The following is a 25,906-nucleotide window of genomic DNA, read 5'->3' as shown; positions in this document are numbered from 1 at the left end:
GTAAAAAACAAAAAATGTTTAACGTATTAAATCTTAACATCCATTACTTTTCCATTCTTTCGGCTACTTTCTGCCATAAACCCCATGATATGGCTTTCTATTGATTCATCAATTGTTGAAGTAAGCAGAGCCGGATTTTGTTGAGCCACAGCTTGTACAAAATCTCTTACCAACAGCCAGTCACCGCCGCCATGACCACTGTTTTTATAGCCATCAACATCTTCGGCCTTAGGTATAAATTTAGTTTCCTGCCTGGTCTTAAAATCATGTACCACCAGTTCAGTCATATCTCCAACCATATCGCCCATAGAGCCCATAATTCTCGTCCTTCGATCATGATAGGATGTAAAAGCTTCCATTGAAAAATTGGCGGTAACACTATCGCTAAACTGAATACTCGTGATGTAATGATCGGGTTGGTCGTTATCCATTCTGTAAACGCAGCGACCATAATCACTTGTTTTTAATTTCTCTCTGATGGCCGCTTTCCTGTCAGTGGTATTTTCAGGAATATCCAACACCGAAGTTCTGGAATTTCGATCTACATATTCCTTTATAGCTGAATAAGGGCAGGCACGTTCCACTGCACAACCATCAGTACATCTTGCGGTACTGCCTTCTGGCGCATTTTCTTTTTTAAACCATTTTAAATCTCCCATGGCAACAATTCGTTTGGCCTTCTTGTTAATTACCCATTTCATAATATCTAAATCATGACATGATTTAGCCAGAATAATAGGGGTTGTTTCTTTTGAGTTGTGCCAGTTTCCACGCACATAGGAGTGCGCCATGTGTGTATGCTCAATGGGTTCAAAGTGCTGAATACTGATTACCTCTCCAATTGCACCTTTGGCAATAAGCTCTTTCATTTTCACAAAATAGGGTGCGTATCTTAATACATGGCAAACAGCCACAATCCTTCCAGTTTTTTTGGCTAAGGCTAAAATATCCCTGCACTCTTTTTCGGTTGGAGCGATTGGTTTTTCCAGTAAAACATCATAACCCATTTTTAAAGCCTGCATACAAGGTTCATAATGCAAATTATCGGGCATTGAAATGATCACCGCATCGGCCATTTTTGGCTTTTTAAAAACATCTTCCCAGGTGTTGAAGCGGTTTGCATCAGCAATATTATGCTTCTTCGCATATCTTTCATTTCTAAAAGGAACTGGCTCTGCCACCCCGATAATTTTAATCTGATCTGGAAAATTAGCGGCAAAATTACCATAAACCGTCCCTCTGTTTCCAGCACCACAGGTAATGGCCGTTATCGGTTTATCTAAAGGCTTATGTAATGGGTTTTCAGGAATGCGGTAACTGTAGGTATTTTCAGCCAAACGGGCCAATACATCAGTGCTCACAACTGTTGCCCCCAAACTCAGGCTAAGGGTTTTAAGTAAATTTCTGCGATTCATGTTTTAGTTCGTGTTTAGATGTTGATTTTATTTTTAGTGGTTCAGTTGCAAAACAGCTAATACAGGTAAATGATCTGATGCATAAGTTTCGTTGATCACCTGATGCTCAATGACACTAAAATTGTTGTCTTTTTTAAAGGCGATGTAATCAATAGTGTGTTTTGGATTAATAACAGGAATGGTAAAACCACAATCGGAGCAGGTTCTGCTGAATTGTTGATCAAATATTTTTAATGTTTCACTACCAGCACCAGCATTTAAATCGCCTGCAATAATAAATGGCAAGGTTTCATCTTTTGTTAATCGATTAATCTCTTGAATCTGCATTATTCTGTTCTCTTCCTCCCGCTGAGCATCAAGATGAGTAGAGGCAAACCTGATTTTTCTTCCATCGGCAAGGGTTGCAGCGGCAACGCCAATTACTCTTGGCTCTGCTTTGGGGTCTTTGTTACTTGGCAATTTATATGTTTGAGGATCGCTTAAAGGGTACCTGGAAAGTATGGCCACCCCATAATCTCCTCCATCATGATCAATTGCCTTGAAAAAATAAAAATTCATTTTAAGCCTGCTGGCCAAAACCACCGCTTCATTTATATTTCCTGAACGTTTGGTGTTGACATCAACTTCCTGCAAAGCAACCAGTTCAGGAGATTGCCGCTCTATTACCTTCACAATGGCATCAATATCAATCAACCCTTCTTTTGCTTTTGAGGGTGGATTGGCGTGATGAATATTATAGCTAAGTACACGAATGGTATTATCATCTCTTTTTACCGCCATTATTTTTGGGGAACAGGCAACAATTGACAGCGCCAATAACAAAAGATAATACATTGACTTTCCACTCATCTTTAAAGGGATTAAAAGTTAATTTTCGGTTTAACTAAATTACAAAATAAAACCATTTGAAATAATATGTAATGTTATTTTTATAAAAAAGAAACAAAACGCAACAAATAATAGGCGTTTCTGCTGTATTAAGTTTGAAAATTGCGGAAACAACATTAAATCTGCCTTGTTTAATTATTAATTCTTCAACAAAAAACATAAGATATGGATAATCAAGTAGAGAAAAACAAAGCGATTTGCAAAGTGTTTTTCGATGAACTTTTCAATAATGCAAACCTGGAGGCAATAGATAAGTTTGTTGATAGCGGTGTTACTGTACACCATACATTTCCCTGGCAACGAAAAGGTGCCAAGGCTTTCTATGATACTGTCGAAATATTTAAAATTGGTTTTCCTGATTTAAAAATTAAATTCAGTGATATTTTAGGAGAGGATGATAAAGTGATGTGTAAATTCACAGTAACAGGAACGCATAAAGAGATGTTTATGAATATTCCGGCAACAGGAAAAAAAATTGAATACGAGGAAGTGAATATCGTAAGGTTAAAAGACGAGAAAATTACCGAGCATTGGGTGGTTGCCGACACTTACAGTTTAATGCAGAAAATAACGGGAAATGTGGTTAACCCTTTGGTTTAGTGATCAGGGCAGCGTAAGCTTACTCATGAGCTTATGCTGCTAAATGCTGGCCAACTGCCCTTCGCTGTACTTCCATTAACTTTCCCATTTTTAGCAAACAATACACCAATCGCTGAACCACGCGGCAACATCTTGCTAAACTTAATTGCTTGGGTCAAAAATCGCCCGCTTTTTTGTCTCAACTGCACCCATTAAAGCAATTCCTGCTTTTTTAATTTAGTGTAAAACAAAAAAGAGATAATAATGAGAACCATGCACCCTTATTTAAACTTCGACGGCCAGGCTGAAGAAGCGTTTAACTTTTACAAATCTGTTTTAGGTGGAGAATTCAGCTTTTTCCAAAAAATGAGCGATGCACCAGAATCAGATAAATTGCCGGAAAATGAAAAAAACCGTGTAATGCATGTGGCGTTACCGATTAATGAGCACACCATTTTGATGGCATCTGATTGTTTGCCATCAGCCGGACATGTACTTAGAGAAGGAAATAATATGTATGTTCATATCGCCGCAGAAAGCAGAGAAGATGCAGATAAACTTTTTAATGGCTTATCAGCAGGCGGAACAATAGAAATGCCAATGGAAGATATGTTTTGGGGCGATTATTTCGGCAGTTTTAAAGATAAATTCGGGATTCAGTGGATGATCAATTTCGGCAGTTATTAAACTTTATGCCTTAGAAAGGGCTTTTGGTTTTTTCAAAAGTCCTTTTATTGTTACATTTTCAACCCCAATTATACCCCGTTTTTATTTGGTAGACTCTCTCTATTTCTGTATTCTTGTTGCTTGCACTTTTCATATTTAAGGTTGACGCTAAGCAGAACATGAACAATGTAAATCCAGGTATACTAAAAACCAAACAGCATTTTACCATTCTTGACGGACTAAGGGGCGTAGCTGCCATGGCCGTAGTCGCTTTTCATTTCCTTGAGATGGTTTATACAGATTACAGCAAAAACTTTATTGGCCACGGTTTTTTGGCGGTCGATTTTTTTTTCTGCTTGTCAGGTTTTGTGATTGCCTATGCTTATGATGACCGTATAGAGAAAATGGGTATCATGGAATTTTTCAAATCCCGAATCATCAGACTGCATCCCCTGGTTATATTTGGTTCGATATTAGGTTTATTGAGTTTTCTGTTCGATCCCTTTAGTGGAAGCATTGCACAATACAGCATTGGTAATATTACCCTCCTTTTTCTGAGTTCTGCATTACTTATTCCATTTCCGGCAATGGAAGATCGGGCTTTTAACCTTTTTGGTTTGAATGCACCAGCATGGTCTTTATTTTGGGAATATGTGGCTAATATTGTTTATGCATTTGTATTATATAAAATCGCACGCAAATACCATATCGCCTTAACATTTATTGCTGCGGCAGTTCTTTTCACTGTCGCTTATCGATCAGGATCACTCATGGGTGGTTGGGGAGGAGATAATTTCTGGGACGGTGGGGCACGAATATTTTATTCATTTTTGGCAGGTTTATTAATCTATCGCTCCAACTGGATCATAAAAAACAAACTGGGTTTTGCTGGTTTATCAATCCTGCTGATGCTGGCCTTCTTAATGCCTTTCTCCAAATACAGCTGGCTAACTGAAACATTTGTAGTGGTGTTTTATTTTCCTTTATTGGTTGCGCTGGGTGCTGGAACAGTGTCAGCAAAAGCCTTAAACAAAATATGTGTGTTCTCAGGGAAAATCTCTTACCCGCTTTACATGACGCATTACGTCGCCATCTGGATGTTTAGCAACTACTATAATACTTATAAACCCAAAGGAACGGAGTTGGCTTTAATTGTTGCCGGCGGAATGCTTGCCCTCGTTTCGCTTGCCTATTTAACCATGATTCTTTTTGACATTCCGGTTCGTAAATACCTGAACAGAAAACGGATTAAAGCATTGAAATGAACATATTATTAAATCATCAAAATAAATCCTGAGCTCAAATGAAAAAAACACTCTCCACCTGGATGCTTATTTCTATGGTAACTCTTTTATGCGCTCAAGAAATCAAAACCGACCTGATCGGTAAAAAAATGAGTGCCATAATTAAAATGGAGGAGCTAATGAAAAGTAAAGTGTACACCTCAGATCATGATATTATAGTGCCCGGAGGGATGGCAATGCCTATAATGTATATCCGAACTGAAAAAGACATTCCTAACCTGATAATTGAATATACATTTGATAAAAAAGATTCAACCATTCGACGCGTACAATATGAGTGGGATGTCAGGAATTTCGAAAAATCAGACCATATGGTAAAGCCGCTTGCTTTTGATCAGGCGCTAATTGCAAAATACAATACCTTAGTAGAACAATTAACGCTCCTGTACGGCCCAGGAACCACTAAGGGAGATCTTACTGATTTGTCGAAGATTGAGCAGCAAGGGGGACTTCAAAGAACAGACCACTGGACAGTTAACAACCAATTTCAAATCCAATTGTATACCGCAATTACAAATTATTACAGATCAAACGGAATGGTTACTTACATACCCACCCATAGAATAAGGCTTTATCTTCGTGAGATAAGCAACCCGGTTAAGTAAATGAAACTTCTGAAAATATTTTTGAAAATTTAAAACAAATCAATCATACACATTGTTAGTGTTACAGTTTGTTTGGTTTAGTTTTATCAAGTGGATACTTATAAGACATTCAATTATGGCCTCATAGAAATATGAGGCTTTCTCATTTTAAACCCTTTTGCTTTTCGGGGCCAACATCATTTGCTGTAAACATTCAGGTACACTGATCGGGAATAACTGCATAAAATTGAATAACTTAGTTAATATGAACCGCAGAACCCAATATAAGCTCAGGCAGCTGCTTGTCATTATGGCTTGCTGGATAATGACAGGTGCGGTTATAGCTATTTACGAGTACTTCGTATTACAAACGAATAGTGGGTTGGGCCTTGCACCACATTATTCTTTACTGAGATCTGTTATACTGAATATGTCAATAGGTTTTTTCGCCGCACTTACCGGAGGAAGTATTCTTGTATTTTATGTGAACGTCAAATTTACGGATAAGCCTTACGGATACACCATACTGATTGTAGCAGGATCATTCCTGGGAATTATCATCCTCATTAACGAATTGCTTGGTCTTTTTGCCATGGGCGATATAAAAAGATTTCAGAAAAATGGTATCGTTTGGTCAGTGGTGGTTTCCATCACTCAACTGCTCTTACAAATTAACAGCAAATTTGGTCAGGGCATATTTTGGAACATTATTAGCGGAAAGTACAATACACCGAAAGTTGAATTGAAAATCTTTATGTTTCTCGATTTGAATTCATCAACAACCATTGCCGAAGATTTGGGTGATCAAAAATATCATGAACTACTTAAAGATTTATTTATCGACATTACCAATCCCATCATCGATAATAGGGGCGAAATCTATCAATATGTGGGCGATGAGGTGGTAATTGCCTGGCATTATAAAGATGGAATTTCTAACAGCAGTTGCATTAAATGCTTTTTTGATATCAAAGCTCAGCTCCATGCGCTAAGCCAAAAATACAATGAAAAATATGGCTTTTTACCTACTTTCAAAGCCGGCATTCATTGCGGCAAAGTGATTGCAGGGGAAGTTGGCATAATCAAAAGAGACATCACTTATTCGGGCGATGTGCTGAACACCACCTCCAGAATTCAAAGCATGTGTAAAACATTCAATCATGAAGTGATCGTATCCAGTGATCTTTTTGAAGAACTCCAGCTTGCCAGCTTTAATACCGTACGCCTGGGAGCGATCAAACTAAGAGGCAAGGAAAAAGAAATATCGCTTGTAGGCGTTAAAGCCATTAATTAAATAACACCTGATTAAGCCCGGGCTTCCATAACGAATTCGATAAAATGATCAATACATCACATACCATTAAATACGTTCAGGAATAGCGTTTTTTCAAAGCACCGGGAATTTGTGGTCATTCTTTAAGAATACTGATTTTTAAGTATTGACAATCAGTAGTTTATGTACTAACTTTGATTATTATAGTATTATCTCTTTCGTACATATCCGTCCCGATCGTTATTCAGACAGACATTAATTCCATCGTAGAATTAATCGCAATACATGCATAATATTTAGCATAATCATTTCCATCCATAGTATGCTGTTTTTCCTTTGAAACAGTGTCTTTGGAGTAACCTAAATAACCAAACCATGCAAATTAAAAATCACTTGCTTATTAAAGATGACGGCACACCTGTATCTTACAAACCAACGCCCAACAAATCAGGAAAGTTTACCCCGCAGTATCTGGTCATGCATTATACGGCGGCAACAACAGCGGCTTCTGCCATCAGCTGGTTTTCGCAGTCGAAAGCACAGGCATCAGCCCATTTATTAATTGATAGAAATGGTGCAGTTACTCAGTTTGCCCCATTTAATGTCATTACCTGGCACGCCGGAAAAAGCAGCTGGATGGGGTTGGTAGGGCTAAATCAATACTCCATCGGTATAGAATTGGTCAATGGGGGGCGTTTGGCTAAAGCAGGCGATAAATATATCTGTCCGGTCGATCAACGGGTTATTCCGGCAGATCAGGTGGTAATAGCCGCTCATAAAAATGATGGGATTCAGTCCCCCTGGCAGGAATACTCAGAGGCCCAGCTGGAAGCATCAATTGAAATTGCCGCATTGTTGGTAAAAACATACGGATTGAAGGATGTGGTAGGACATGAAGACATTTCTCCAATACGTAAATCAGATCCCGGACCCGCTTTTCCAATGTTGAGTTTCCGTTCAAAAGCAATGGGAAGAAATGACGATTCTGTTGGAGAATTAAAAAACACCGTGGCATTAAATATCCGGTCAGGGCCAGGTGCTACATTTCCTTTATTATGTGATGCACTGCCTAAAGGCACAAAAATGGTGGTTTTAAAAACGGAAGGCACCTGGAGCTTTGTCGAAGTGTTGAATACAGTACATGGCATTATGGATCTTGAAGGATGGGTTTCAACAAAATATCTGGCTCCGGTTTAACAACCAGACAGTCAAAACACATAACCTGACTAAGTCAATATTGACATGAAAAGAATTATAATTTGTTGCGACGGAACCTGGAATAGTCCTGGCGATAGTGAAGATGGATTGCCTGTTCGTACCAATGTACAAAAGATGTTCGAAAGCATCTGTAATACTGATGACAAAACGATTGAGCAAATCAAATATTATACGGATGGTGTCGGTACCTCGGGCAGCAAACTTCGGCGATACTTTGACGGCGCCACGGGATTTGGTTTGGATCATAACATCATCAGTGCTTATAAGTTTCTGGTTTGGAATTTTGTAAAGGGAGATGAAATCTACCTTTTTGGATTTAGCAGAGGTGCGTACACAGCCAGAAGTCTGGCAGGCATGATCCGCAATTGTGGCATCATCAAAAACAATGATTTAAGTCTGATCAATCAGGCTTATGATTACTATCGCCGGAGAGCTGAAGCAGATTGGGCACCGGGTGGGGAAAAAGCGAAGGCATTTAGAGAACGAAACAGCTTTGAAAGCCACATCAAATTTATTGGTGTTTGGGATACTGTTGGCGCGCTTGGCATTCCACTTTCGCTTTTCCGGCCATACAATACCTCCAAATACCAGTTCCATGATACCGAACTCAGCAGTTATATCGATAATGCTTACCACGCCTTAGCGATAGATGAAAAACGAGGAAGTTTTTCGCCTACGCTATGGATTCAGGATAAACAAGCGGCAGAGCGGACCGAAAACCCTCAGATACTGGAACAGCGGTGGTTTTGTGGCGTGCATTCCAACATCGGTGGCGGATACCGTGAAACCGGGCTGAGCGATATAGCCTTCAGTTGGATGGTCAGTAAAGCAAAGGCTGTTGGACTTGGTTTTGAAGAAGACTTTTTGAACAGATATGTTGCTCCCAATCCTTATACAGGCAAACTTTATAATTCCCTTAACTTTCCATTCAACATTGCGCCAAAAGCCATTCGCGAAATCAGGCTCGATGACCAGACCAAACAAACCATTGATCAATCAGTTTTGGAAAGATACTACCACGATGCAAGTTACCGGCCTCCAATGCTCAACGAAATTATTGAAAGCATTGAACGCGAAGGAGTAAAAAGTCCATGGTACCCAAAACCAGATCATAAAGGCCCTTTTCCACCAAAATCAGATTGGTAATAGTCGAACCAGCAGTAAGCCGGAAATCAGGCAGGGATTGTAGATTAAATGTTAATAATTCCCCGCCAAAATACTAACTAATTTAGTAATTTGCGTTTTTTTAATAACAACATGGAGAATAAGGTCAGCATTAACAATAACAGTGTCGAGTTTTCTGGAATTACGAGAGATTACATGGAAGCCATTTCCGAATTAATATGGAATGGCTTTGATGCAGGTGCCACCAAAATTGATCTCGTTTTTGATCCCAATGAAATTGATTTCATTCCCTCAATAGAAATTATTGACAATGGAAGCGGCATTAATCTCAACAATCTGGATCAAACTTTTGGCGCCTTTTTAGATTCTCTTAAAAGAGGAACCGACCACCGCTCTTCTTATACCCGTGGAAAAAAGGGAAAGGGCAGATTTTCTTTTATTGCCTTTGCACAAACCGCCATCTGGAATACCACTTATTTTGATGAACCATCAGGCGAGTACATCAGCTATGATGTAACCATTAATGCAGCCAATAAAGATTATTATTCGGATGAAAATAAAAAAACGGCCACATTAAAGGAAACCGGTACACGATTGAAATTGATAAACCTTTTTGGTGTAACAGCCTATTCTTTTACAAGTGATGCTTTCATTAATTACCTTAAATCTGCGTTTGGCTGGTTCCTGTTGTTGAATAGCAAGCGTGATTACCAGTTAAGCATCAATGGCGAAAGAATCAAATACGAAGATTTTCTGGCTGATCATGAAGTTGTTGAAAGAGAAATTGCAGATGCTTCAACTTCCAGATTTAAGTTCACAATCACTTTTGTTCGCTGGCATGAGAAAATTGGCGATAAGTTTTATTATTATTTCTTAAACAGCGAAAAGAAAGAGGTATTTAAACAGCTGACCTCATTTAACAATAATGCAATCAATTTCTATCATAGCGTATACATTGAATCTGATTATTTCAATCACTTTAATTTCAACGATAGTGAAGAAACAGCAAATCTGTTTGGTTCCAATCCGCAGAGTCCTATTTTCAGACAATTAATCAAAGACCTTCAGAAAATCGTTAATCAAAAGCAGAAGGAATTTGTTAAAGAAAATGCCGCGACTGAGCTCATTCGGAAACTAGAACAAACAGATGTCATGCCCAAATTTGGAACAACGCAAGCTGATCTCCAGCGAAAAACTGTTTTTACCGAGCTGATCAAGACGTTGTATTGCATTCAGCCCCGATTATTTAAAGGACTCAATGAATCTCAGGAACGTTTAACCTTAGGTTTAATTGGTTTACAACTGAGCAAAGGCGAAGACATGTTAGCCTTAGTGGAAAACACAGTGCAACTTTCTGATGAAGAAAGACAAAATCTCCAAATTTTGCTCTGCAGCATTACCTAAAAAGAATTAAACACGCTAATAATCAGCCATCTGCACAAAGCGAAAAACAAAAAAGCTTAAAATTCATTATATGAATATGGATTTTAAAAAACTTTCCAGACCGATGCTTTCGGGTCTGCTTTTAATGTTATTGTTAACTGTAACCATTTTTCAAGCTTGTAAGAAAAGCCGTTCCGATATTGGCGCAACAATCAGCAAGGAAACAGGTAATAAAATTTTCAAAGAAATTACCGCTTCTGAATTTGAAGAAAAAATGAAAGCAGCCATCACTGCCAAAAAGAAATCATTCCGTAACCCTGCATTTCTGAGTTCATTTTATCAGCAATATGATTATGAACCTATTGTGGTGATGAAACACCTCCCGGGCAGCGGATTAAAAAAGGCTGCAGCCATTATTTCGCGGGCAGAAGAACACGGCATTTCTCCTGCGGTTTTCGGATCAGAGCAACTCAACAAGCTGGTGGAAAAAATCTATAACAAATCAGAGATTAAAACTTTGGATGAGGCTTATGAAACGTTGATTGCTTTAGAACTGAGCGCCGGCACAGCCTTAAGTGATTATAGCAATGCCATGCAGTTTGGTATCGTTAGTCCACGCAGAATATTTGCACAGTATTATACCGCAACCAAAAGACCAGATTCAATCAGTTTTAGAAAGCCTTTCGAAACCGGAGATATCGTCGCTTTTATGGACAGTATTCAACCGAAAAGCGAAGCATACAAAATGCTGCAAACGGCATTACGCGAGAAGGCTGTTGCACCAGGTTTATCGGCAGAAGAAACCAATCGTATTCTTTTGGTTAACATGGAACGATTACGCTGGCAAAACCAACCGGTTGAAGATAAATATGTATGGGTAAATATTCCTGATTTTAGTTTACAGGTAGTGGAAAATGGTAAACCCGCCTTGCAAATGAAGGTATGTGTGGGTGAGGGCAGAAATAACAATCAGGCGCCTTCACTGGTGGAATATGATGAGGATGACCTGAAGAAAGATCGTCCTTTTAACCGTGAAACCCCACAGCTAAAAAGCATGATTCACAGTGTTCAGGTTAATCCGGTTTGGAATATCCCGGAGAGCATCGCCACAAATGAAATTACAAAATATGCCGCCAAAGATCCTTATTACCTGGCTAACAACAATATTGATGTTTTTTATCAGGGTAAAAAAGTTGAAGATCCTGAAACGGTTGATTGGTCGGCGGCAGGCACCGGGAAAACATATACCTTTAAACAAAGACCTGGAGAAGAAAATTCTTTAGGTAAAATCAAATTTTTATTCAATAACCAAAGCAGTGTATACCTGCATGATACCCCTGCAAAAGCAGCTTTTAACCAATCGGTAAGAGCGGTTAGTCATGGTTGTGTGAGGGTAGAAAAACCACTCGAACTTGCTCAGGCATTATTTGGTGCCGGAGAAAAGTTCGAGCGGATTAAAAAAGGTATGGTCAGCGAAAATCCAAAAGCCGAAGATATTGCCCTTTCTACACAAATACCTGTTTACCTGAGTTATTTTACATGCTGGAAAGACAGCAATAGCGGGAAACTCAAATTTACTAAAGATGTTTACGGTTTAGATGCTGTTTTATACACACACCTTAACCGGATTTAATCGCTGTGTTTTACCAGCGTTAAATCAGAATTTGTACCTGAAGGCACCTGCGCTAACACCGCAGCGCTGCCTTCATCCAAATAAGGCGAATGATAATCCTGAGCAGTTTTATTAATGAACAATACACTTCCTGAACCTAAAGTGCTGATCACCTGATCTGAAAATTCAGGCGCCACAGCCGGACAGCCCTGACTCCTGCCTAAGCGTCCCAATGCTGCAATAGTTCCCTCGCTCACATAAGGCGCTCCATGAATAACGATAGATCTTAATCTGGCATTATCATTAAAACCAGGGTCCATTCCATCTAAGCGTAAAGAACGGCCATGACTTCCCTGATATTCCTCTGCAGTTACATAAAAACCAATGCTGCTGGTAAAAGAATCATTTCGGTTTGAAAAAGTAACCGCCTGATCTTCTCCACTGCGCTGTCCATGTGCCACCCAGGTGTTGAGTACGATATTTCCCTGGGCAAGATCAATGATGTACAACCTTTTCTTAGTGCTCGACTGGTCAAAATCAGCAATAGTCAACAAAGGGCTATCTGAAACACGGCCAGATTTTTTAAGATTATAAAAGCCCGTTAATGCCTTTTCAAACACCGGGAAAGCCAAACCAGAATCCTTTAAATGTGCCGAAGCATAAATATGTTTGGCATAATTTAAATAGGCTTGTTTTAAGGGAATAGTAGTGGCATTAATTGTTTTCTCTTCTAAAGTATTGCTTTTCTTCCAGGAAGTGAAGATTAAACAAAAGGCCACAAATAATAAACCGGAAATTCCTAAAATGTATTTTCTCATAAGGGATAGTTATGTGATTAATTTTAATTAAGTCGGTCTTTATTCGATAGGCTATTATTGTTTGATTTAGTGTAAATATACGAAAAATCAATGGAAAAAGCAAATTAAAGTCTCTAATGTGACTTATTCGGTTGTCGGTTTTCCGATAGCCTGGGTTGGCGTCTTACCAGCCGAGATTAAAGATTTGCAGTATTCAATCGGTTATAGATAACTATTTTTAGCATACACCGGTAAGTAATTAAGGTAATTTGGAATGTGCTTTTTTGTAATCCAGTTTTTGTTTTCCGATGGCATATTCAATACCGCCGTTTAAGTGTTTTAGAAACATCTCATCCGTCCAGGTTTCTTTGGTATGCCCCATAGAAGTATAAAAAGCTCTTCCCCCATCAAAATCGTGATACCAGCTAAATGGATGAAAGCTTCCGTTCTTACCACCTTTATATGAAGTTTCATCTATAGTGATCAGCACTTTAATATCAGGGTTAATATCCTTGAAGTTATAAAGTTCGTCTTTGTGTAACCAAACAGAATCAGTAAGAAATTTGGTTGATGGATGGTTTTTATCTTTAATGATAAATTTAGCTTCCTGAACAGCTGGATGACTCGTAAAATAAGCTCCTGCTAATTTTCCATACCAGGGCCATTCGTATTCGGTATCTGTTGCAGCATGTACGCCAACAAAGCCTCCTCCAGCCTGGATGTAGCGTTCAAAAGCAACCTGCTGCTTATTGTCCAACACATCACCCGTTGTGTTTAAGAAAATTACCGCGGCATATTTCTTAAGATTATCTTCGGTAAATATTGCGGCATTCTCTGTTGTATCAACTGAAAAGTTATGCTCATTTCCCAATTTAAGAATTGCAGTTTTTCCAGTTTCAATAGAATTATGCCTAAAACCCGTGGTTTTTGAAAAGACTAATATTCGCGGGGTTTTTCTGTATGAGATATGGCTTTGGAATAAAATAAGCGCCGCGATTAACATACAGAAAGAAATAGCTTTCTTCATCGTTTAGTTATTTGGTTAGGATTGATTTTTTAGTTGAAGCTAAATTAAGAAAGTTGTTTGATAATTTCTTTACATCTTTCCTCAACTTGTTTACAAACCGGTGTAAATAAATTATTATCCCAATAGGGGTCAGTAACTTCAGCTTCATTAAGGAATAGTTTAACTTTTTGCCGCTCCTCATTTGTTTTTGCCAGGCTTTGCACATCTGTCAAATTATTTCTATCCATAACCAAAATCAAATCATATTTTGCAAACATTGCCTGATTAAATTGTTGGGCTCTTTGTTGGCTAATATCATATCCTAAGGATCTGGCTGCAGCAATACTCCGGTGGTCTGGCGATTGACCAATATGCCAGTTCCCCGTTCCTGCAGATGCAATTTCCCAGTTTAGATTTTCTTTTTCTGCAAGATGACGCATAATGCCTTCTGCCAGCGGTGAACGGCAAATATTACCTAAACAAACCATTAAAATCTTCATAATAAAATTATTCAGCTTTAAAAAAGCAAATATATTGTATTCGGTTTCATTAGAGGTAATTAAATGCTGGTCAAGTAAATAAAATAGAATTGGAATGATTTTAGAAATACCCCAAATAAAAGTTACTTATTATCAAAAAATGGCTTTAATAAGATGGTTCCTTAGTTACAAAAATTCGTATTTTGCAGCTATACCGTTGCTATTAATTTATAAGTTATGAACTTCAAAATTCCAGTTAATGACATTTAAAGAAAAGCCAGAAGAACTTGATAAATACAGACATATAATTATTGTGACTTTAGATTACCTGATTGAGAACTATACTGGTTTTTTGGTTTTCGATGACTATGATGCGGGCAAAGAGTATTATCTGCAGGAAAAAAATCAAGTAGAAAAGTATTACGAACAGCGCCGATTAGACCGTATAAAATCTAAACTTGCTAAACTTACTCAAAACCTTTATTTTAGAAGAGATATAAACTATCAAAATCATATAAAAGAACAAACAGGCTATAGCATAGATTTATATGATGATCTTCATTTGAAAATTAATCAAATTATACAAAAAGGAAAGATCTCTGATGCAGATGAATTCCGTGATGTTCATTTTATGAATCAAATACGTGAAAAAGAAGCCAATAAATCATTTGACACAAACCATTTGAACGATTTAATCGATAAATATAAGGAAGACATATTTAGCCAGACAGGACATTTCAGGATTGATTTTCAAAAAGAATTAACTGAGGATGATGTAGTTGAAAAGAAAATTTTTATGGTAAATAATAAACAATTGACTGAAGAAGCTTATGACAAATTAAGAAAAGATCAGGGCCTTCTTTATAAAGTCAATTCTCCAAACCGTAAAAATTGGATTGAATTGCAGAGTAACGGCAAAAACGAATGCGCATTAACTTACATTGTTATTGGAGTGGACGGAGGAAGCGGATCGATATATTGTGTAAAAGGAGAAAATTTGCCAATAAAAGCTTATTGGATAGATGATTCTACCATATTGATTGAAACGAAGAAATATGAGACATTGAATCGTTATCAAAAGGTAAGCACAAAAAACACCGTTATCAATATCAAATATATCGACAATTAGCTCTTACGCATTATAATTATACATTATCTATCGATTTTGAATAGGGATCAGCTTATGACAATAAATAAACAGGGGTATTTTGACAAGCCTTTTAAAGTATTCAGAAATTCTGCTGGCAAATACAACAAAAGAAAAAAGGGGGAATATCAAAGTCATAAAATCATTCCATTGTGATATCTGTTTTTAAATTATTCGATGTAAAGTTTAATTGGAGCCAAATATATGATTTCTAAAAAAGAAAAGCCTCATATTATAAAATAAGAGGCTCTGGATTCTTTAATATGTTTCGCTATCAGGCGGGATGCCATAATCAACAAATTTTCTGTCTTTTTTTTCTTTTTTCTTCCCGAACCAGCCCTTTACCGAATTAAATATAGCTGATAAATGCTCGGCATCTAAAGATTTTCCAACTTTGCCCGATACTAAACCAACAGCCGCTTTGGTTAGGAAACCTGCGCTTCTGAAAATGGTTTTATTCATAAACATGGGCAAAAGTAATGACATTGCTGTACCACTGAGATTTAGCTTTTCATCTGCCTTGAATAAATTACTTGGAGTGGCATATTTTTTAATTAATGCGCCTAAGGTAAATTGCTTTAAATATACTTTGGTATCATTTTTAAGCAAATTCTGCTTGAGCGTATACGCTACTTTCAACTCTAACTTTGCAGCCTGCAAATCTTCGAGATTTCTGATGTTATACTTTTTCATCCTCTTCCTCCTTATCTGCAAGTTTGTCGAAATATTTTCTAATGGCAACGTTTATAATCGCTTTTTCGATGTATTTATCTTTGGTTAAATAAACGATGATTGCTAATAGTGCATATATTCCGGCTACGCACCCGAAGCCTCTCGTATAAGTTCCCAAAACATCTGATAAGAAAAGTGCCAGCGTTACACTACCGAATAAAAAAGCGAGTATAAAGCATACTATTACAACGGTATTGGTAACCAGATCAGCGAATATTTTTGATACCTTTTCTACAAGATACAATCTTGTATATTCAATCCTTGCTTCCAAAAATCCTTTGGCATCACTAATAAGATCTTCTATGCTTTTATCTTTATTTTCCTGCATAAGTTTAGATGGGGGTTTAATTGGGCGTAAATAAACGCCCAATTATTATTTATTAAGCATGCTCTACATCGTCACTGTATTCTTCTTCAACGCTTCTCAATTTAGTTTTGATTGAGCTTACAACTTTATCTTTCAGGCTTGCTAAGTTGTTAATTTCATCTGCTGCCTTATCTTTAATAGAATCTCCTAAATCCTTTAAAGATTGGCTTAATTTGTCACGTGTTTCTTCGCCTTTATCAGGTGCAAATAAAATACCTAAAGCGGCACCGGCAGCTAATCCTGCTAATAGAGCAACTACAACTTTTGAGTTATCATTCATAATAATGTATTTTAAGGGTTTAACATTTACAATATAAGAACTACTATATATTTTTATTGTTAAGCTATAATTTATAACTCATTAAGCTCATTATTTGTTTTAATTCTTTCAAATCTTTCTGATGCCAGCGTACTGGTTTCATAAATTTTAACAAGCAAAATAAAATAAGATAGTAGTAGTGGACCAAAAACAAGTCCTAAAATTCCAAATAGAGGAATACCAATAATTACGCCAATTACTGTAATTATCGGATGAATGTTACCTATTTTTTTAGCTATTATAAATCTAAGAACATTATCAATATTAATAATTACCACAAAACCAAAAATTAACATGGCCCAGCCTGCAAAATTATTTCCATTTGCAATTTGTAAAATGGCCGCTGGCACAAACACTACAGGAGGCCCCAAAACAGGCACAAATGATATGAAAGTAGTGATCACGCCCCAAAAAACAGGATCTTTGTAACCTAATGTGTAAAATGACAAACTAACTAATGAACCTTGAACGAGGCAAATCAACCCCTGACCCAAAACATTTGCGTAAGTTGTGTTTCGCATTTCATTACCAAATCTAAGTGCATTTTGTTCTCTTAATGGTACATATTTTATTAACGAAAACTCAAATTTTTTTCGCTCTATTAACATAAAGTAGAGTAAAAAGTACATAACCAATAAGCTGAGTATAATATTTACAGCACTTGAAATTAAAGATGGAAACAGGTCTGTGGCCCAATTGCCCAGTCTATTCAAGCCTTCCTGAATAAGATCTTGATTTATTTTAAATGGCACTAAATGTTGAAGTTTCACCAGCAGGTTTTTAAAGAAGATTTCATTGTTTTTCAATTCCGATATTTTGCTGATTACCATGCTGCTCAAGGCATAGAAAGGCAACACAATCAAAACAATGCTAATGGTTATCAGTAAAATGGCAACAAATCGTTTATTCCAGCCTTTTATTTCTGCCAGATGAATATATGCAGGACGCATAATGGTATATAAAACAAGTGTGCTTAAAATAGCACTGAAAATTCCTTGTAAAGAATATGCTATTAATAGCCCAAGTGCTATTATAATAATAAGGTTAATATTGTTACGCTGTTTATAGGAGAATACCGACATAAATTACTGCTTGGTATTTCTTTAATAACAAAAAGAGTGGTTTTGTTTTAATTGCTAAAAATTTATTCCCCCTGATATATTTTAATGGCTTTAATTTTATTATAAAGTGTTTTCCTGTCAATCTTTAAAATTTGGGCAGCCCTGGTTTTGTTAAAATTAACCTCTTTTAAAACACTGAGAATAGTATCGTATTCTGCTTCTTGCGCCGCATCTTTTAAGTCTTTGGTTTTATTGGTGGTTTTTGATTTTATTTGTTTTAAAATCTTTTCCTGATCATAATCTTTGGCATAATTAGATAATTCCAACGGTAAAACATCTACCTGAATTTCATTGCCATCGGTAAGTAATGCAACCCGTCTGATCACATTTTTTAATTCACGAACGTTTCCTGGCCAACCGTAATTTAAAAAGCAGTTTTTTACCCCATCAGAAAAGCCCCTGATTTTTTTATTGAGTTCCTGATTGGTAACAGCTAAAAATTTATCAGCAAAAATTAAAATATCATGATCACGCTTTTTTAATGATGGAATGTGGATGGAGAATTCATTAAAGCGGTGATATAAATCTTCTCTAAAGGTTCCTTTGGCAATATTATCTAACAGATTTTCATTGGTTGCCACTATGATGCGAACATCTAAATCGATTTCTTTTGTACTACCAATGCGTTTAACTTTTCGCTCCTGAACTGTTCTAAGCAATGTGGCTTGTATTTCATATGATAGGTTGCCAATCTCATCTAAAAATAAAGTTCCTCCATTTGCCTGCTCAAAATGCCCGATTTTAGTGTAGAGCGCACCTGTAAAAGCACCTTTTTCATGACCAAAAAACTCACTTCCTGCAAGTTCTTTAGTAAGCGAACCGCAATCCATTGCTACAAAAGGCTTGTCTTTCCTTAAGCTGTTTAAATGGATTGTTTTTGCCACACATTCTTTTCCCGTACCACTTTTACCAGTCAGAATAACACTGTATGATGTTGGTGCAATGAGTTGTATCTGTTTTAAAAGAGTAAAGGCAGCTTCACTTTTTCCTTCAATATACTCCGTGTAATTTACATAATCAGATTGTGCATCATTTTTCTTGCCTGAAGAACTTTTGTTTTCATTTAATGCTCTTTGTGTTTCAAGCGCCTTGTTTATGGTATTTAAGATCTCATCAGGGTACAATGGTTTTGTGATATAATCATAAGCACCCAGTTTAATCAATTCAACAGCAAGCTTAATATCTGAATAACCCGTAATAATAATCACACCCGTTGTGGGATAATTCTCTTTTACTTTGATTAAAATCTCGCGACCATCAGTATCATCAAGACGGTAATCGCACAAAACCAAATCGAAAGTTTCGCTGGCCATGGTCTCTAATGCAGACGTGCCTGTTATCGTATTTACAACTTCAAATCCGTTTCTAATCAGAAATTTAGAAAGTAATAAGCCAATATTTACTTCATCGTCAACTATAAGAATCTTCTTTTTCATCAGAATTAGCTGTTTTAAACTCCAGAATCCCTTTAATCAACAGTAAATGTGTTTATGGGAGGTAATATAGATAGGGCATAATTAGTTAAAATAATTAGAATTGGGAAATTTTTTCTACGCTATTTTTTCAGAAAGATCGAATTAATAATACATTGATACTACTTTCCGAAAAACACTGCTTTTCTTTTGTCTATAAATGCGGCAACTCCTTCTTTAAAATCAGCGGTTTCAAAGCATTTACCAAATTCCTCAATTTCAGTATCGTATCCATTACCATTGTCAATTGATGCATTAACTGATTTTATAGCGGCGGCTATAGCGAGTGGAGCACGTTGTTTAACCAGGTCTAAAATTTCTTTAGCCTTACTGATGAGGTCTGCCTGCGGAACAGCATAGTTAACTAAACCAATTTTTTTGGCATCAATTGCGGTGATCATACTTGCCGTGGTAATGAGTTCAATTGCTTTTCCCTTCCCAACCAATTGTGTTAATCTTTGTGTTCCGCCATATCCTGGAATTAAACCTAATGTAACTTCTGGCAATCCAAGTTTGGCATGATCGGCTGCAACCCGCATGTGGCAAGCCATTGCCAATTCCAATCCGCCTCCCAGAGCAAAACCATTAACGGCAGCAATAAATGGTTTGGAAGATTTTTCTATCGCATTAAAAACAGCATCCTGACCTTTTTTAGCCAGTTCTTCTCCTTGTTTTCCATTGTAATCAGAAAACTCTTTAATATCTGCGCCGGCAACAAATGCTTTTTCTCCGGCTCCGGTAATAATAACTCCCCTTACCTCATCAGTTTTACCTGCAAAAACAACAACATCAGCAAGCTCAATAAGCGTATCTTTATTTAAAGCATTTAATGCTTTTTCACGGTTTATGGTAATGTAAAGTATGTTTTCTTTAATTTCTGATATTAAATTTTGATATGCCATAATTTAAAAGTTTCTATTTTCTGTAACCCAATTTTGAATATATTTTACTATGCTGGCCATAGTTGTTCCAGGAGGAAATAATTCCCCAACGCCCATTTCTGCAAGTTTAGTCCGATCTGTTTCCGGAATAATTCCTCCTCCGGTTAATAACACATCATCCAGTTGTTTTTCTTTCATCAAGTGAATGATTTTAGGAAAAACCGTCATGTGTGCGCCAGATAAAATAGATATTCCGATGGCGTCAACATCTTCTTGTAATGCGGTATTAACCACCATTTCCGGGGTTTGACGAAGACCTGTGTAAATAACCTCCATACCCGCATCGCGTAGCGAAGTTGCGATTACTTTGGCACCCCGGTCATGTCCATCCAATCCAACTTTTGCCACTAAAACACGTATCGGTCTATTTAATACTTTGCTCATCATTTATATTTTAGTTTAATGTAAATGTATAGATTTTGATGCTCAAATTAATCATTAACTAAAACAACAAGAATTGCACTAATCTTTTTACATTTGCATTCCTAATTTACAGGTTTTTATGAGTGAAGAGAAGTCATTGAACTTTATTGAAGAAATTGTTGAGAACGACTTAAATAGTGGTAAGTATGAAACTTTGGTTACGCGTTTCCCGCCTGAACCTAATGGTTACCTACACATTGGCCATGCTAAAGCGATATGCTTAAATTTCGGACTAACACAAAAATATGGTGGTTATACTAACTTACGTTTTGATGATACCAATCCGGTAACAGAAAAAACAGAGTATGTAAATAGTCAGCAAGAGGATATTAAATGGTTAGGTTTTAACTGGAAAAATGAATTATATGCATCTGATTATTTTGATGAATTATATTCTTTTGCCATAAAACTAATAGAAAAAGGCCTGGCATATGTTGATGAAAGCTCAGCAGATGAAATTGCCGCTTTAAAAGGTACCCCAACAGAACCGGGACAAGACAGCCCTTATCGTAATCGTAGTGTTGAAGAGAATTTAAACATTTTCACTAAAATGAAAAATGGCGAATTCCCGGACGGCGCTTATATTTTGAGGGCTAAAATTGACATGGCTAGTCCGAATATGTTAATGCGTGATCCGATTATTTATCGGATTAAACATGCTGAACATCATCGTACAGGCAACAAATGGTGTATTTATCCAATGTATGATTTTGCTCATGGGCAAAGCGATAGCATTGAAAACATTACCCACTCTATTTGTACTTTGGAATATGTTTCGCACCGCGAATTATATGATTGGTTCATTGAAAAATTAGAGATTTTTCCGTCAAAACAATATGAGTTTGCCCGTTTAAATCTAACCAGTACGGTTATGAGTAAACGTAAACTGCTTCAACTGGTAAATGAGAATTTAGTAAGCGGTTGGGATGACCCACGTATGCCTACAATTTCAGGCTTGCGCAGAAGAGGTTTCACGCCAAAAAGTATTCGTGAGTTTTGTGAGCGTATTGGTATTGCAAAACGTGAAAATTTAATTGAATTAAGCTTGTTGGAATTCTGTATCCGTGAGGATTTGAATAAAACAGCCAATCGTGTGATGGCGGTTTTAGATCCGATCAAACTAATCATTACCAATTATCCGGAAGGCAAAACAGAAGATTTAATTGGCGAAAACAATCCTGAAGCTGAAGATGGTGGTGGTACACGGGTAATTCCATTCAGCAATGAGCTTTGGATTGAGCGTGAAGATTTCATGGAAGTTCCTGCTAAAAAATGGTTCCGTTTGGCGCCAGGAGCAATGGTTCGATTAAAATTCGCTTACATTGTTAAATGCGAAGATTTTGTGAAAGATGAAAACGGTAATGTTACTGAAATTCACTGTACCTATATTCCAGAATCGAAAAGTGGAAATGACACCAGCGGCATTCATGTGAAGGGAACTATTCACTGGGTTAGTGCACCACATGCAAAAACAGCCGAAATTCGTTTGTATGATCGTTTATTTACATCAGAAACACCAGATGCTGAAGAAGGTGATTTCAAAGATTATTTAAATCCTGAAAGCCTAACAATTCTGCCCAACGCATATATTGAGCCTGCTTTGGCCGATGCAGATTTAGATAGCCGCTATCAGTTTATCCGTAAAGGTTATTTCTGTTTAGATAAAGATTCTACAAAAGATAAATTGGTTTTCAATAGAACGGTTACTTTAAAGGATACCTTTAAGAAGCCTTAGAGCCTCTCTCATTTTCTCCTCGCGGAAAGGAGCTTCAGATAAGAAATTGCCACGGAAACACAGAAATCACAGAAAACATTCTGAGTAATCTGTGCTTCCGTGGCAAAACATTTTAGATGCTTGGGTTTTACCTTCTACTTTCGAACCCAATAATATTAGTTAAGCTTTTTAGAACAACCGTTATAGAGAGAAGCATAGCGATGATTATTGGAAACTGAAATCCTTGTTATCTTGACAAGAACGGTTACTTTAAAGGATACCTTTAAGAAGCCTTAAAAGCCTCTCTCATTCTCTCCCCGCGGAAAGGAGCTTCAAAAAAATTATAAAAAATTGCCACGGAAACACAGAAATCACAGAAAACATTCTGAGTAATCTGTGCTTTCGGTACTTCCGTGGCAAAACATTTTAGATGCTCTGGCTTTACCTTCCTAGTACTTCGAATAAACATTATACAACACCAGAATATCAACAGGCGTTAATTTTGGTGTAATATCGGTTTGTATGAAATGACGTTTAAAAGCGGTAATTGTTGCGCCTAAATCACTGGTGTCATATCCCATTAGTCTAAGTGCATTTGTAGTATCAAAATTTGCGGGAGGATTTTTTAAAACATCATCGTACCAAAATCCAAAACCTTTTAAGGCCAGCTTTTTCCAGGGGAAATTATTGGGATCAGGTTTACGCTTTGGTGCAATATCCGAATGGCCGATAAAATTCCCTGTTGGAATGTTATATTTCTTTTTTAGTGTGGAAAGTAATTTAATCAAACTGTTAATTTGTGCATCAGTCCAGAGATCTGTAGTGCCGTTATTATCCAGTTCAATTCCAATAGATGAAGAGTTCAGATCAGTATCTTTACCCCATTTGCTCACTCCGGCATGGTTGGCTCTCAAATAATCGTTTACCATTTGCACCACTTTTCCATCTCTGCTTACCACATAGTGTGCACTGGTGCCTGCTCTTGTTGAATGGAATGTTTTAACCGTTTGGGCGAGGCTGTCCTGAGCGGTATGATGAATAATGACGAAGTTTGGTTTCCGTATCCCAAAATTTACAGAACCAATCCATTGTTGATTTGTTGCATTTAAACTATCGTAAAGCTGACCCTCTGGTGGGGTGCTGCTAATTACTTTGGAGAATTCTTTAGCTTTTTGTTTATAGATTTTCTCTGTAGCGGCATATTTGTTTGTGCTACAAGAAGAAATTATAATTGCCGATCCTAACAAAAGTGTAGCTTTAAAGCATAAAGATTTAACTGAAAACATGGTTTTATTTTAATAATAGATGAAGTTACAAAGTTATGCGAAACTTCATTCATTGCATCAAACTTTATACAAAGCCTTCAAATTTTACTAATTTAGTGGCGATATATTTTAATAATGAAGAAACTATACAAATCCACTTTATACCTATCAGCATTGGCTATTTCTGCAAGTATATTTTCGGCCTGTACCAACAGTAACAATACGGGCAGCGATACCACAAGCAGTGTTCAAAGAGATAGCCTGATTGATTATGTTGCACGACGATTGCCCATTTATGAGAAAGTAAAGCTAACAACCAATATTAATCAACTAAGTGTTAATGATCGTAAAATTTTACCGCTGTTGATTCAGGCCGCAGAAATAATGGACGAATTATATTGGAAACAAGCTTATCCTCAACGTGATAGTTTATTAGCTACAGTAAAAGACGAGAAAACACGCGATTTCATTAACATTAATTATGGCCCATGGGATAGATTAAATAATGAGAAACCATTTGTTGCTGGTGTCGGAGCAAAGCCTGAAGGTGCATCTTTTTATCCCTATGGAATTACAAAAGAAGAGATTGAAAAATCTGATCTGGCTGATAAATTTGGCGCCTATTCAGTGGTTCAAAAAGATAGCACAGGGAAATTAAGTACGGTTCCATATCACGTATTATTTGCCGCAGAATTGCAAAGAGCAAGTTCCCTTTTGAAGCAGGCCGCATTGATTGCAGAGGATGCAGGATTAAAAAAATACCTTAATTTAAGAGCTGATGCTTTGGTTACTGATCATTTTACAGCAAGTGATTATGCCTGGATGGATATGAAAACCAATGGTTTGGATATCATTATCGGACCGATTGAAAATTATGAAGATAAGCTTTTTAATGCCCGTACAAGTTATGAAGCCTATGTTTTAATTAAGGATAAAGAATGGAGTAAACGTTTGGCGAAATATGTGAAAATGCTTCCAGAATTGCAGAAAAATTTACCTGTTGCAGCAAAATACAAAGCTGAAACACCTGGAACAGATTCTGAATTGAATGCTTACGATGTGGTTTATTATGCAGGAGATTGTAATGCGGGTTCTAAAACCATTGCGGTTAACCTACCAAACGACGAAAAAATCCAGCAGGAAAAAGGCACCCGTCGATCGCAGTTAAAAAATGCCATGCAGGCGAAGTTTGATAAAATCCTTGTTCCGATTTCGAAAGAATTGATTGATGCCGATCAACAAAAATATATCAAATTTGATGCTTTTTTTACCAATGTGATGTTTCATGAAGTTGCTCATGGTTTGGGCATTAAGAAAACAATCACCAGAAAAGGTTTTGTTCGCGAAGCATTAAAGGAACAATACAGTTGGTTAGAAGAAGGGAAGGCTGATGTTTTAGGTTTGTACATGGTAACAGGCTTGCTTAAAAAGGGTGAATTACAAGGCGACATTAAGGATTATTATACCACCTTTATGGCAGGCATTTTAAGATCGGTACGCTTTGGGGTTTCTGAAGCTCACGGTAAAGCAAACATGCAATGTTTTAATTATTTTCAGGAGAAAGGTGCATTTGAACGCACCAGTAAAGGAACATATAAAGTGAATTTCGACAAGTTCGCTACGGCCATGAACGATTTAAGTGCTTTCATTATTACACTACAAGGTAATGGAGATAAAGTTGCAGTGGAAAAAGCTCAAAAAGAAAAGGCCATAATCTCAGCCGAACTACAGCAGGATTTAGATAGATTAACCAGAAAAAATATTCCTGTTGATGTTATTTTCGAACAGGGTGTTGATGTATTAGGTGTAAAATAGATTTTCTTTTTTAGAAGAATAGCCGCAGATTTACAGATTTTTTCACCTGCTCATCTGCGGTTTTTTTGTGCTGATTTTCCTGAAATGGCGATGATTTACTTTGTCATTCAAAACGCAATGAAGAATCTGTTTCATGGCTTAAAGATCCTTCGTGACTCAGTATGACAGCATTATTAAGAGATTTGTGCGCATCATTTGCCTTTCCAAAACAACCTGATCTTACTTTTTTATCTTTCCCTGTAACCTTTTCAAAAAACCATC

General features: G+C 37.0%; 26 protein-coding genes. 12 read left to right on the top strand and 14 right to left on the bottom strand.

Going from position 1 to position 25,906, the window contains the following annotated elements:
• Window positions 1-26: 26 nt before the first annotated feature.
• Complete coding sequence (locus tag DU508_RS22055; protein WP_115404832.1) at window positions 27-1,415, bottom strand: Gfo/Idh/MocA family protein; 1,389 nt, start codon at window positions 1,413-1,415, stop codon at window positions 27-29.
• A 33-nt stretch (window positions 1,416-1,448) separates the two neighbouring features.
• A complete protein-coding gene (locus DU508_RS22050; RefSeq protein WP_115404831.1) occupies window positions 1,449-2,264 on the bottom strand; it encodes an endonuclease/exonuclease/phosphatase family protein in 816 nt (271 codons plus the stop codon).
• 204 nt (window positions 2,265-2,468) lie between these two features.
• Between DU508_RS22050 and DU508_RS22045 the strand changes: the two genes are divergently transcribed.
• From DU508_RS22045 to DU508_RS22015, 7 genes are all read left to right on the top strand, one after another.
• Entirely contained in the window at window positions 2,469-2,903 is a 435-nt protein-coding gene (locus tag DU508_RS22045; RefSeq protein ID WP_115404830.1) for an ester cyclase, read from the top strand.
• 243 nt (window positions 2,904-3,146) lie between these two features.
• Complete coding sequence (locus tag DU508_RS22040; protein WP_115404829.1) at window positions 3,147-3,569, top strand: VOC family protein; 423 nt, start codon at window positions 3,147-3,149, stop codon at window positions 3,567-3,569.
• A gap of 158 nt (window positions 3,570-3,727) precedes the next feature.
• On the top strand, window positions 3,728-4,813 hold the full coding sequence (locus DU508_RS22035; RefSeq protein ID WP_115404828.1) for an acyltransferase family protein: 1,086 nt from the start codon (window positions 3,728-3,730) through the stop codon (window positions 4,811-4,813).
• 38 nt (window positions 4,814-4,851) lie between these two features.
• Window positions 4,852-5,457, top strand: coding sequence for a hypothetical protein (locus DU508_RS22030; RefSeq protein WP_115404827.1), 606 nt, complete (start codon window positions 4,852-4,854; stop codon window positions 5,455-5,457).
• 244 nt (window positions 5,458-5,701) lie between these two features.
• Window positions 5,702-6,730, top strand: coding sequence for an adenylate/guanylate cyclase domain-containing protein (locus tag DU508_RS22025; protein WP_115404826.1), 1,029 nt, complete (start codon window positions 5,702-5,704; stop codon window positions 6,728-6,730).
• 354 nt (window positions 6,731-7,084) lie between these two features.
• The gene (locus DU508_RS22020; RefSeq protein WP_115404825.1) at window positions 7,085-7,906 is read left to right on the top strand and encodes an N-acetylmuramoyl-L-alanine amidase; all 822 of its coding nucleotides are present in this window, start codon (window positions 7,085-7,087) and stop codon (window positions 7,904-7,906) included.
• Between the two features lie 45 nt (window positions 7,907-7,951).
• A complete protein-coding gene (locus DU508_RS22015; protein WP_115404824.1) occupies window positions 7,952-9,073 on the top strand; it encodes a DUF2235 domain-containing protein in 1,122 nt (373 codons plus the stop codon).
• A gap of 77 nt (window positions 9,074-9,150) precedes the next feature.
• Here DU508_RS22015 and DU508_RS24395 read toward each other — a convergent pair whose 3' ends face one another.
• Complete coding sequence (locus DU508_RS24395; RefSeq protein ID WP_394341382.1) at window positions 9,151-9,204, bottom strand: hypothetical protein; 54 nt, start codon at window positions 9,202-9,204, stop codon at window positions 9,151-9,153.
• On the opposite strand from DU508_RS24395, the gene DU508_RS22005 reads away from it, so the two are divergent.
• A complete protein-coding gene (locus DU508_RS22005) occupies window positions 9,185-10,456 on the top strand; it encodes an ATP-binding protein (protein ID WP_115404823.1) in 1,272 nt (423 codons plus the stop codon). The genes DU508_RS24395 and DU508_RS22005 overlap by 20 nt on opposite strands.
• Window positions 10,457-10,532: 76 nt before the next feature.
• Window positions 10,533-12,068, top strand: a complete 1,536-nt coding sequence (locus DU508_RS22000; RefSeq protein WP_115404822.1) for a L,D-transpeptidase family protein — start codon at window positions 10,533-10,535, stop codon at window positions 12,066-12,068.
• Here DU508_RS22000 and DU508_RS21995 read toward each other — a convergent pair.
• From DU508_RS21995 to DU508_RS21985, 3 genes are all read right to left on the bottom strand, one after another.
• Entirely contained in the window at window positions 12,065-12,865 is an 801-nt protein-coding gene (locus tag DU508_RS21995) for a murein L,D-transpeptidase catalytic domain family protein (RefSeq protein WP_115404821.1), read from the bottom strand. The genes DU508_RS22000 and DU508_RS21995 overlap by 4 nt on opposite strands.
• 238 nt (window positions 12,866-13,103) lie before the next feature.
• Window positions 13,104-13,871, bottom strand: coding sequence for a ThuA domain-containing protein (locus tag DU508_RS21990; RefSeq protein ID WP_115404820.1), 768 nt, complete (start codon window positions 13,869-13,871; stop codon window positions 13,104-13,106).
• Window positions 13,872-13,915: 44 nt separating this feature from the next.
• Window positions 13,916-14,350, bottom strand: a complete 435-nt coding sequence (locus DU508_RS21985) for a low molecular weight protein-tyrosine-phosphatase (protein ID WP_115404819.1) — start codon at window positions 14,348-14,350, stop codon at window positions 13,916-13,918.
• Window positions 14,351-14,588: 238 nt separating this feature from the next.
• Between DU508_RS21985 and DU508_RS21980 the strand changes: the two genes are divergently transcribed.
• Window positions 14,589-15,458, top strand: coding sequence for a hypothetical protein (locus DU508_RS21980; protein ID WP_115404818.1), 870 nt, complete (start codon window positions 14,589-14,591; stop codon window positions 15,456-15,458).
• A gap of 276 nt (window positions 15,459-15,734) precedes the next feature.
• On the opposite strand, the gene DU508_RS21975 is transcribed toward DU508_RS21980, so the two are convergent.
• The 7 genes from DU508_RS21975 to DU508_RS21945 all read right to left on the bottom strand — a co-directional run bounded on the left by DU508_RS21975 (window position 15,735) and on the right by DU508_RS21945 (window position 20,815).
• Complete coding sequence (locus DU508_RS21975; RefSeq protein ID WP_115404817.1) at window positions 15,735-16,169, bottom strand: hypothetical protein; 435 nt, start codon at window positions 16,167-16,169, stop codon at window positions 15,735-15,737.
• On the bottom strand, window positions 16,156-16,536 hold the full coding sequence (locus tag DU508_RS21970) for a phage holin family protein (RefSeq protein ID WP_115404816.1): 381 nt from the start codon (window positions 16,534-16,536) through the stop codon (window positions 16,156-16,158). Before DU508_RS21970 ends, DU508_RS21975 begins: the two co-directional genes overlap by 14 nt.
• 52 nt (window positions 16,537-16,588) lie before the next feature.
• On the bottom strand, window positions 16,589-16,855 hold the full coding sequence (locus DU508_RS21965) for a YtxH domain-containing protein (protein WP_039474732.1): 267 nt from the start codon (window positions 16,853-16,855) through the stop codon (window positions 16,589-16,591).
• Window positions 16,856-16,926: 71 nt separating this feature from the next.
• The gene (locus DU508_RS21960; protein ID WP_115404815.1) at window positions 16,927-17,976 is read right to left on the bottom strand and encodes an AI-2E family transporter; all 1,050 of its coding nucleotides are present in this window, start codon (window positions 17,974-17,976) and stop codon (window positions 16,927-16,929) included.
• Window positions 17,977-18,038: 62 nt separating this feature from the next.
• Window positions 18,039-19,451 carry a sigma-54-dependent transcriptional regulator gene (locus tag DU508_RS21955; RefSeq protein WP_115404814.1) on the bottom strand — a complete coding sequence of 471 codons (1,413 nt, stop codon included), beginning with the start codon at window positions 19,449-19,451 and terminating at the stop codon, window positions 18,039-18,041.
• Window positions 19,452-19,609: 158 nt separating this feature from the next.
• Complete coding sequence (locus DU508_RS21950; RefSeq protein ID WP_115404813.1) at window positions 19,610-20,389, bottom strand: enoyl-CoA hydratase/isomerase family protein; 780 nt, start codon at window positions 20,387-20,389, stop codon at window positions 19,610-19,612.
• Between the two features lie 3 nt (window positions 20,390-20,392).
• On the bottom strand, window positions 20,393-20,815 hold the full coding sequence (locus tag DU508_RS21945; RefSeq protein WP_233509703.1) for a cobalamin B12-binding domain-containing protein: 423 nt from the start codon (window positions 20,813-20,815) through the stop codon (window positions 20,393-20,395).
• Between the two features lie 115 nt (window positions 20,816-20,930).
• Between DU508_RS21945 and DU508_RS21940 the strand changes: the two genes are divergently transcribed.
• Window positions 20,931-22,586 carry a glutamine--tRNA ligase/YqeY domain fusion protein gene (locus DU508_RS21940; RefSeq protein WP_115404811.1) on the top strand — a complete coding sequence of 552 codons (1,656 nt, stop codon included), beginning with the start codon at window positions 20,931-20,933 and terminating at the stop codon, window positions 22,584-22,586.
• A gap of 428 nt (window positions 22,587-23,014) precedes the next feature.
• Here the strand turns inward: DU508_RS21940 and DU508_RS21930 are convergent, their stop codons facing one another.
• Window positions 23,015-23,851 carry an N-acetylmuramoyl-L-alanine amidase gene (locus tag DU508_RS21930; protein ID WP_115404809.1) on the bottom strand — a complete coding sequence of 279 codons (837 nt, stop codon included), beginning with the start codon at window positions 23,849-23,851 and terminating at the stop codon, window positions 23,015-23,017.
• Between the two features lie 114 nt (window positions 23,852-23,965).
• Here DU508_RS21930 and DU508_RS21925 point away from each other — a divergent pair, with 114 nt between their 5' ends.
• Complete coding sequence (locus tag DU508_RS21925) at window positions 23,966-25,645, top strand: dipeptidyl-peptidase 3 family protein (protein ID WP_115404808.1); 1,680 nt, start codon at window positions 23,966-23,968, stop codon at window positions 25,643-25,645.
• Window positions 25,646-25,906: the final 261 nt, after the last annotated feature.

This window comes from Pedobacter chinensis (genome assembly GCF_003339865.1).
GTDB classification, from domain to species: domain Bacteria; phylum Bacteroidota; class Bacteroidia; order Sphingobacteriales; family Sphingobacteriaceae; genus Pedobacter; species Pedobacter chinensis.
This window is presented reverse-complemented; position numbering and strand designations above follow the sequence as displayed.

Excerpts from the sequence above, each read along its gene's own strand:
- DU508_RS22055 (WP_115404832.1), bottom strand. The coding sequence starts at position 1,415 with ATGAATCGCAGAAATTTACTTAAAACCCTTAGCCTGAGTTTGGGGGCA.
- DU508_RS22035 (WP_115404828.1), top strand. The coding sequence starts at position 3,728 with ATGAACAATGTAAATCCAGGTATACTAAAAACCAAACAGCATTTTACC.
- DU508_RS21995 (WP_115404821.1), bottom strand. The coding sequence starts at position 12,865 with ATGAGAAAATACATTTTAGGAATTTCCGGTTTATTATTTGTGGCCTTT.
- DU508_RS21950 (WP_115404813.1), bottom strand. The coding sequence starts at position 20,389 with ATGGCATATCAAAATTTAATATCAGAAATTAAAGAAAACATACTTTAC.
- DU508_RS22020 (WP_115404825.1), top strand. The coding sequence starts at position 7,085 with ATGCAAATTAAAAATCACTTGCTTATTAAAGATGACGGCACACCTGTA.
- DU508_RS22050 (WP_115404831.1), bottom strand. The coding sequence starts at position 2,264 with ATGAGTGGAAAGTCAATGTATTATCTTTTGTTATTGGCGCTGTCAATT.
- DU508_RS21980 (WP_115404818.1), top strand. The coding sequence starts at position 14,589 with ATGACATTTAAAGAAAAGCCAGAAGAACTTGATAAATACAGACATATA.
- DU508_RS21965 (WP_039474732.1), bottom strand. The coding sequence starts at position 16,855 with ATGAATGATAACTCAAAAGTTGTAGTTGCTCTATTAGCAGGATTAGCT.
- DU508_RS21930 (WP_115404809.1), bottom strand. The coding sequence starts at position 23,851 with ATGTTTTCAGTTAAATCTTTATGCTTTAAAGCTACACTTTTGTTAGGA.
- DU508_RS22015 (WP_115404824.1), top strand. The coding sequence starts at position 7,952 with ATGAAAAGAATTATAATTTGTTGCGACGGAACCTGGAATAGTCCTGGC.
- DU508_RS21975 (WP_115404817.1), bottom strand. The coding sequence starts at position 16,169 with ATGAAAAAGTATAACATCAGAAATCTCGAAGATTTGCAGGCTGCAAAG.
- DU508_RS22045 (WP_115404830.1), top strand. The coding sequence starts at position 2,469 with ATGGATAATCAAGTAGAGAAAAACAAAGCGATTTGCAAAGTGTTTTTC.
- DU508_RS21970 (WP_115404816.1), bottom strand. The coding sequence starts at position 16,536 with ATGCAGGAAAATAAAGATAAAAGCATAGAAGATCTTATTAGTGATGCC.
- DU508_RS21960 (WP_115404815.1), bottom strand. The coding sequence starts at position 17,976 with ATGTCGGTATTCTCCTATAAACAGCGTAACAATATTAACCTTATTATT.
- DU508_RS21945 (WP_233509703.1), bottom strand. The coding sequence starts at position 20,815 with ATGATGAGCAAAGTATTAAATAGACCGATACGTGTTTTAGTGGCAAAA.
- DU508_RS22030 (WP_115404827.1), top strand. The coding sequence starts at position 4,852 with ATGAAAAAAACACTCTCCACCTGGATGCTTATTTCTATGGTAACTCTT.
- DU508_RS21955 (WP_115404814.1), bottom strand. The coding sequence starts at position 19,451 with ATGAAAAAGAAGATTCTTATAGTTGACGATGAAGTAAATATTGGCTTA.
- DU508_RS22000 (WP_115404822.1), top strand. The coding sequence starts at position 10,533 with ATGGATTTTAAAAAACTTTCCAGACCGATGCTTTCGGGTCTGCTTTTA.
- DU508_RS22025 (WP_115404826.1), top strand. The coding sequence starts at position 5,702 with ATGAACCGCAGAACCCAATATAAGCTCAGGCAGCTGCTTGTCATTATG.
- DU508_RS21990 (WP_115404820.1), bottom strand. The coding sequence starts at position 13,871 with ATGAAGAAAGCTATTTCTTTCTGTATGTTAATCGCGGCGCTTATTTTA.
- DU508_RS21985 (WP_115404819.1), bottom strand. The coding sequence starts at position 14,350 with ATGAAGATTTTAATGGTTTGTTTAGGTAATATTTGCCGTTCACCGCTG.
- DU508_RS22040 (WP_115404829.1), top strand. The coding sequence starts at position 3,147 with ATGAGAACCATGCACCCTTATTTAAACTTCGACGGCCAGGCTGAAGAA.
- DU508_RS22005 (WP_115404823.1), top strand. The coding sequence starts at position 9,185 with ATGGAGAATAAGGTCAGCATTAACAATAACAGTGTCGAGTTTTCTGGA.
- DU508_RS21925 (WP_115404808.1), top strand. The coding sequence starts at position 23,966 with ATGAAGAAACTATACAAATCCACTTTATACCTATCAGCATTGGCTATT.
- DU508_RS21940 (WP_115404811.1), top strand. The coding sequence starts at position 20,931 with ATGAGTGAAGAGAAGTCATTGAACTTTATTGAAGAAATTGTTGAGAAC.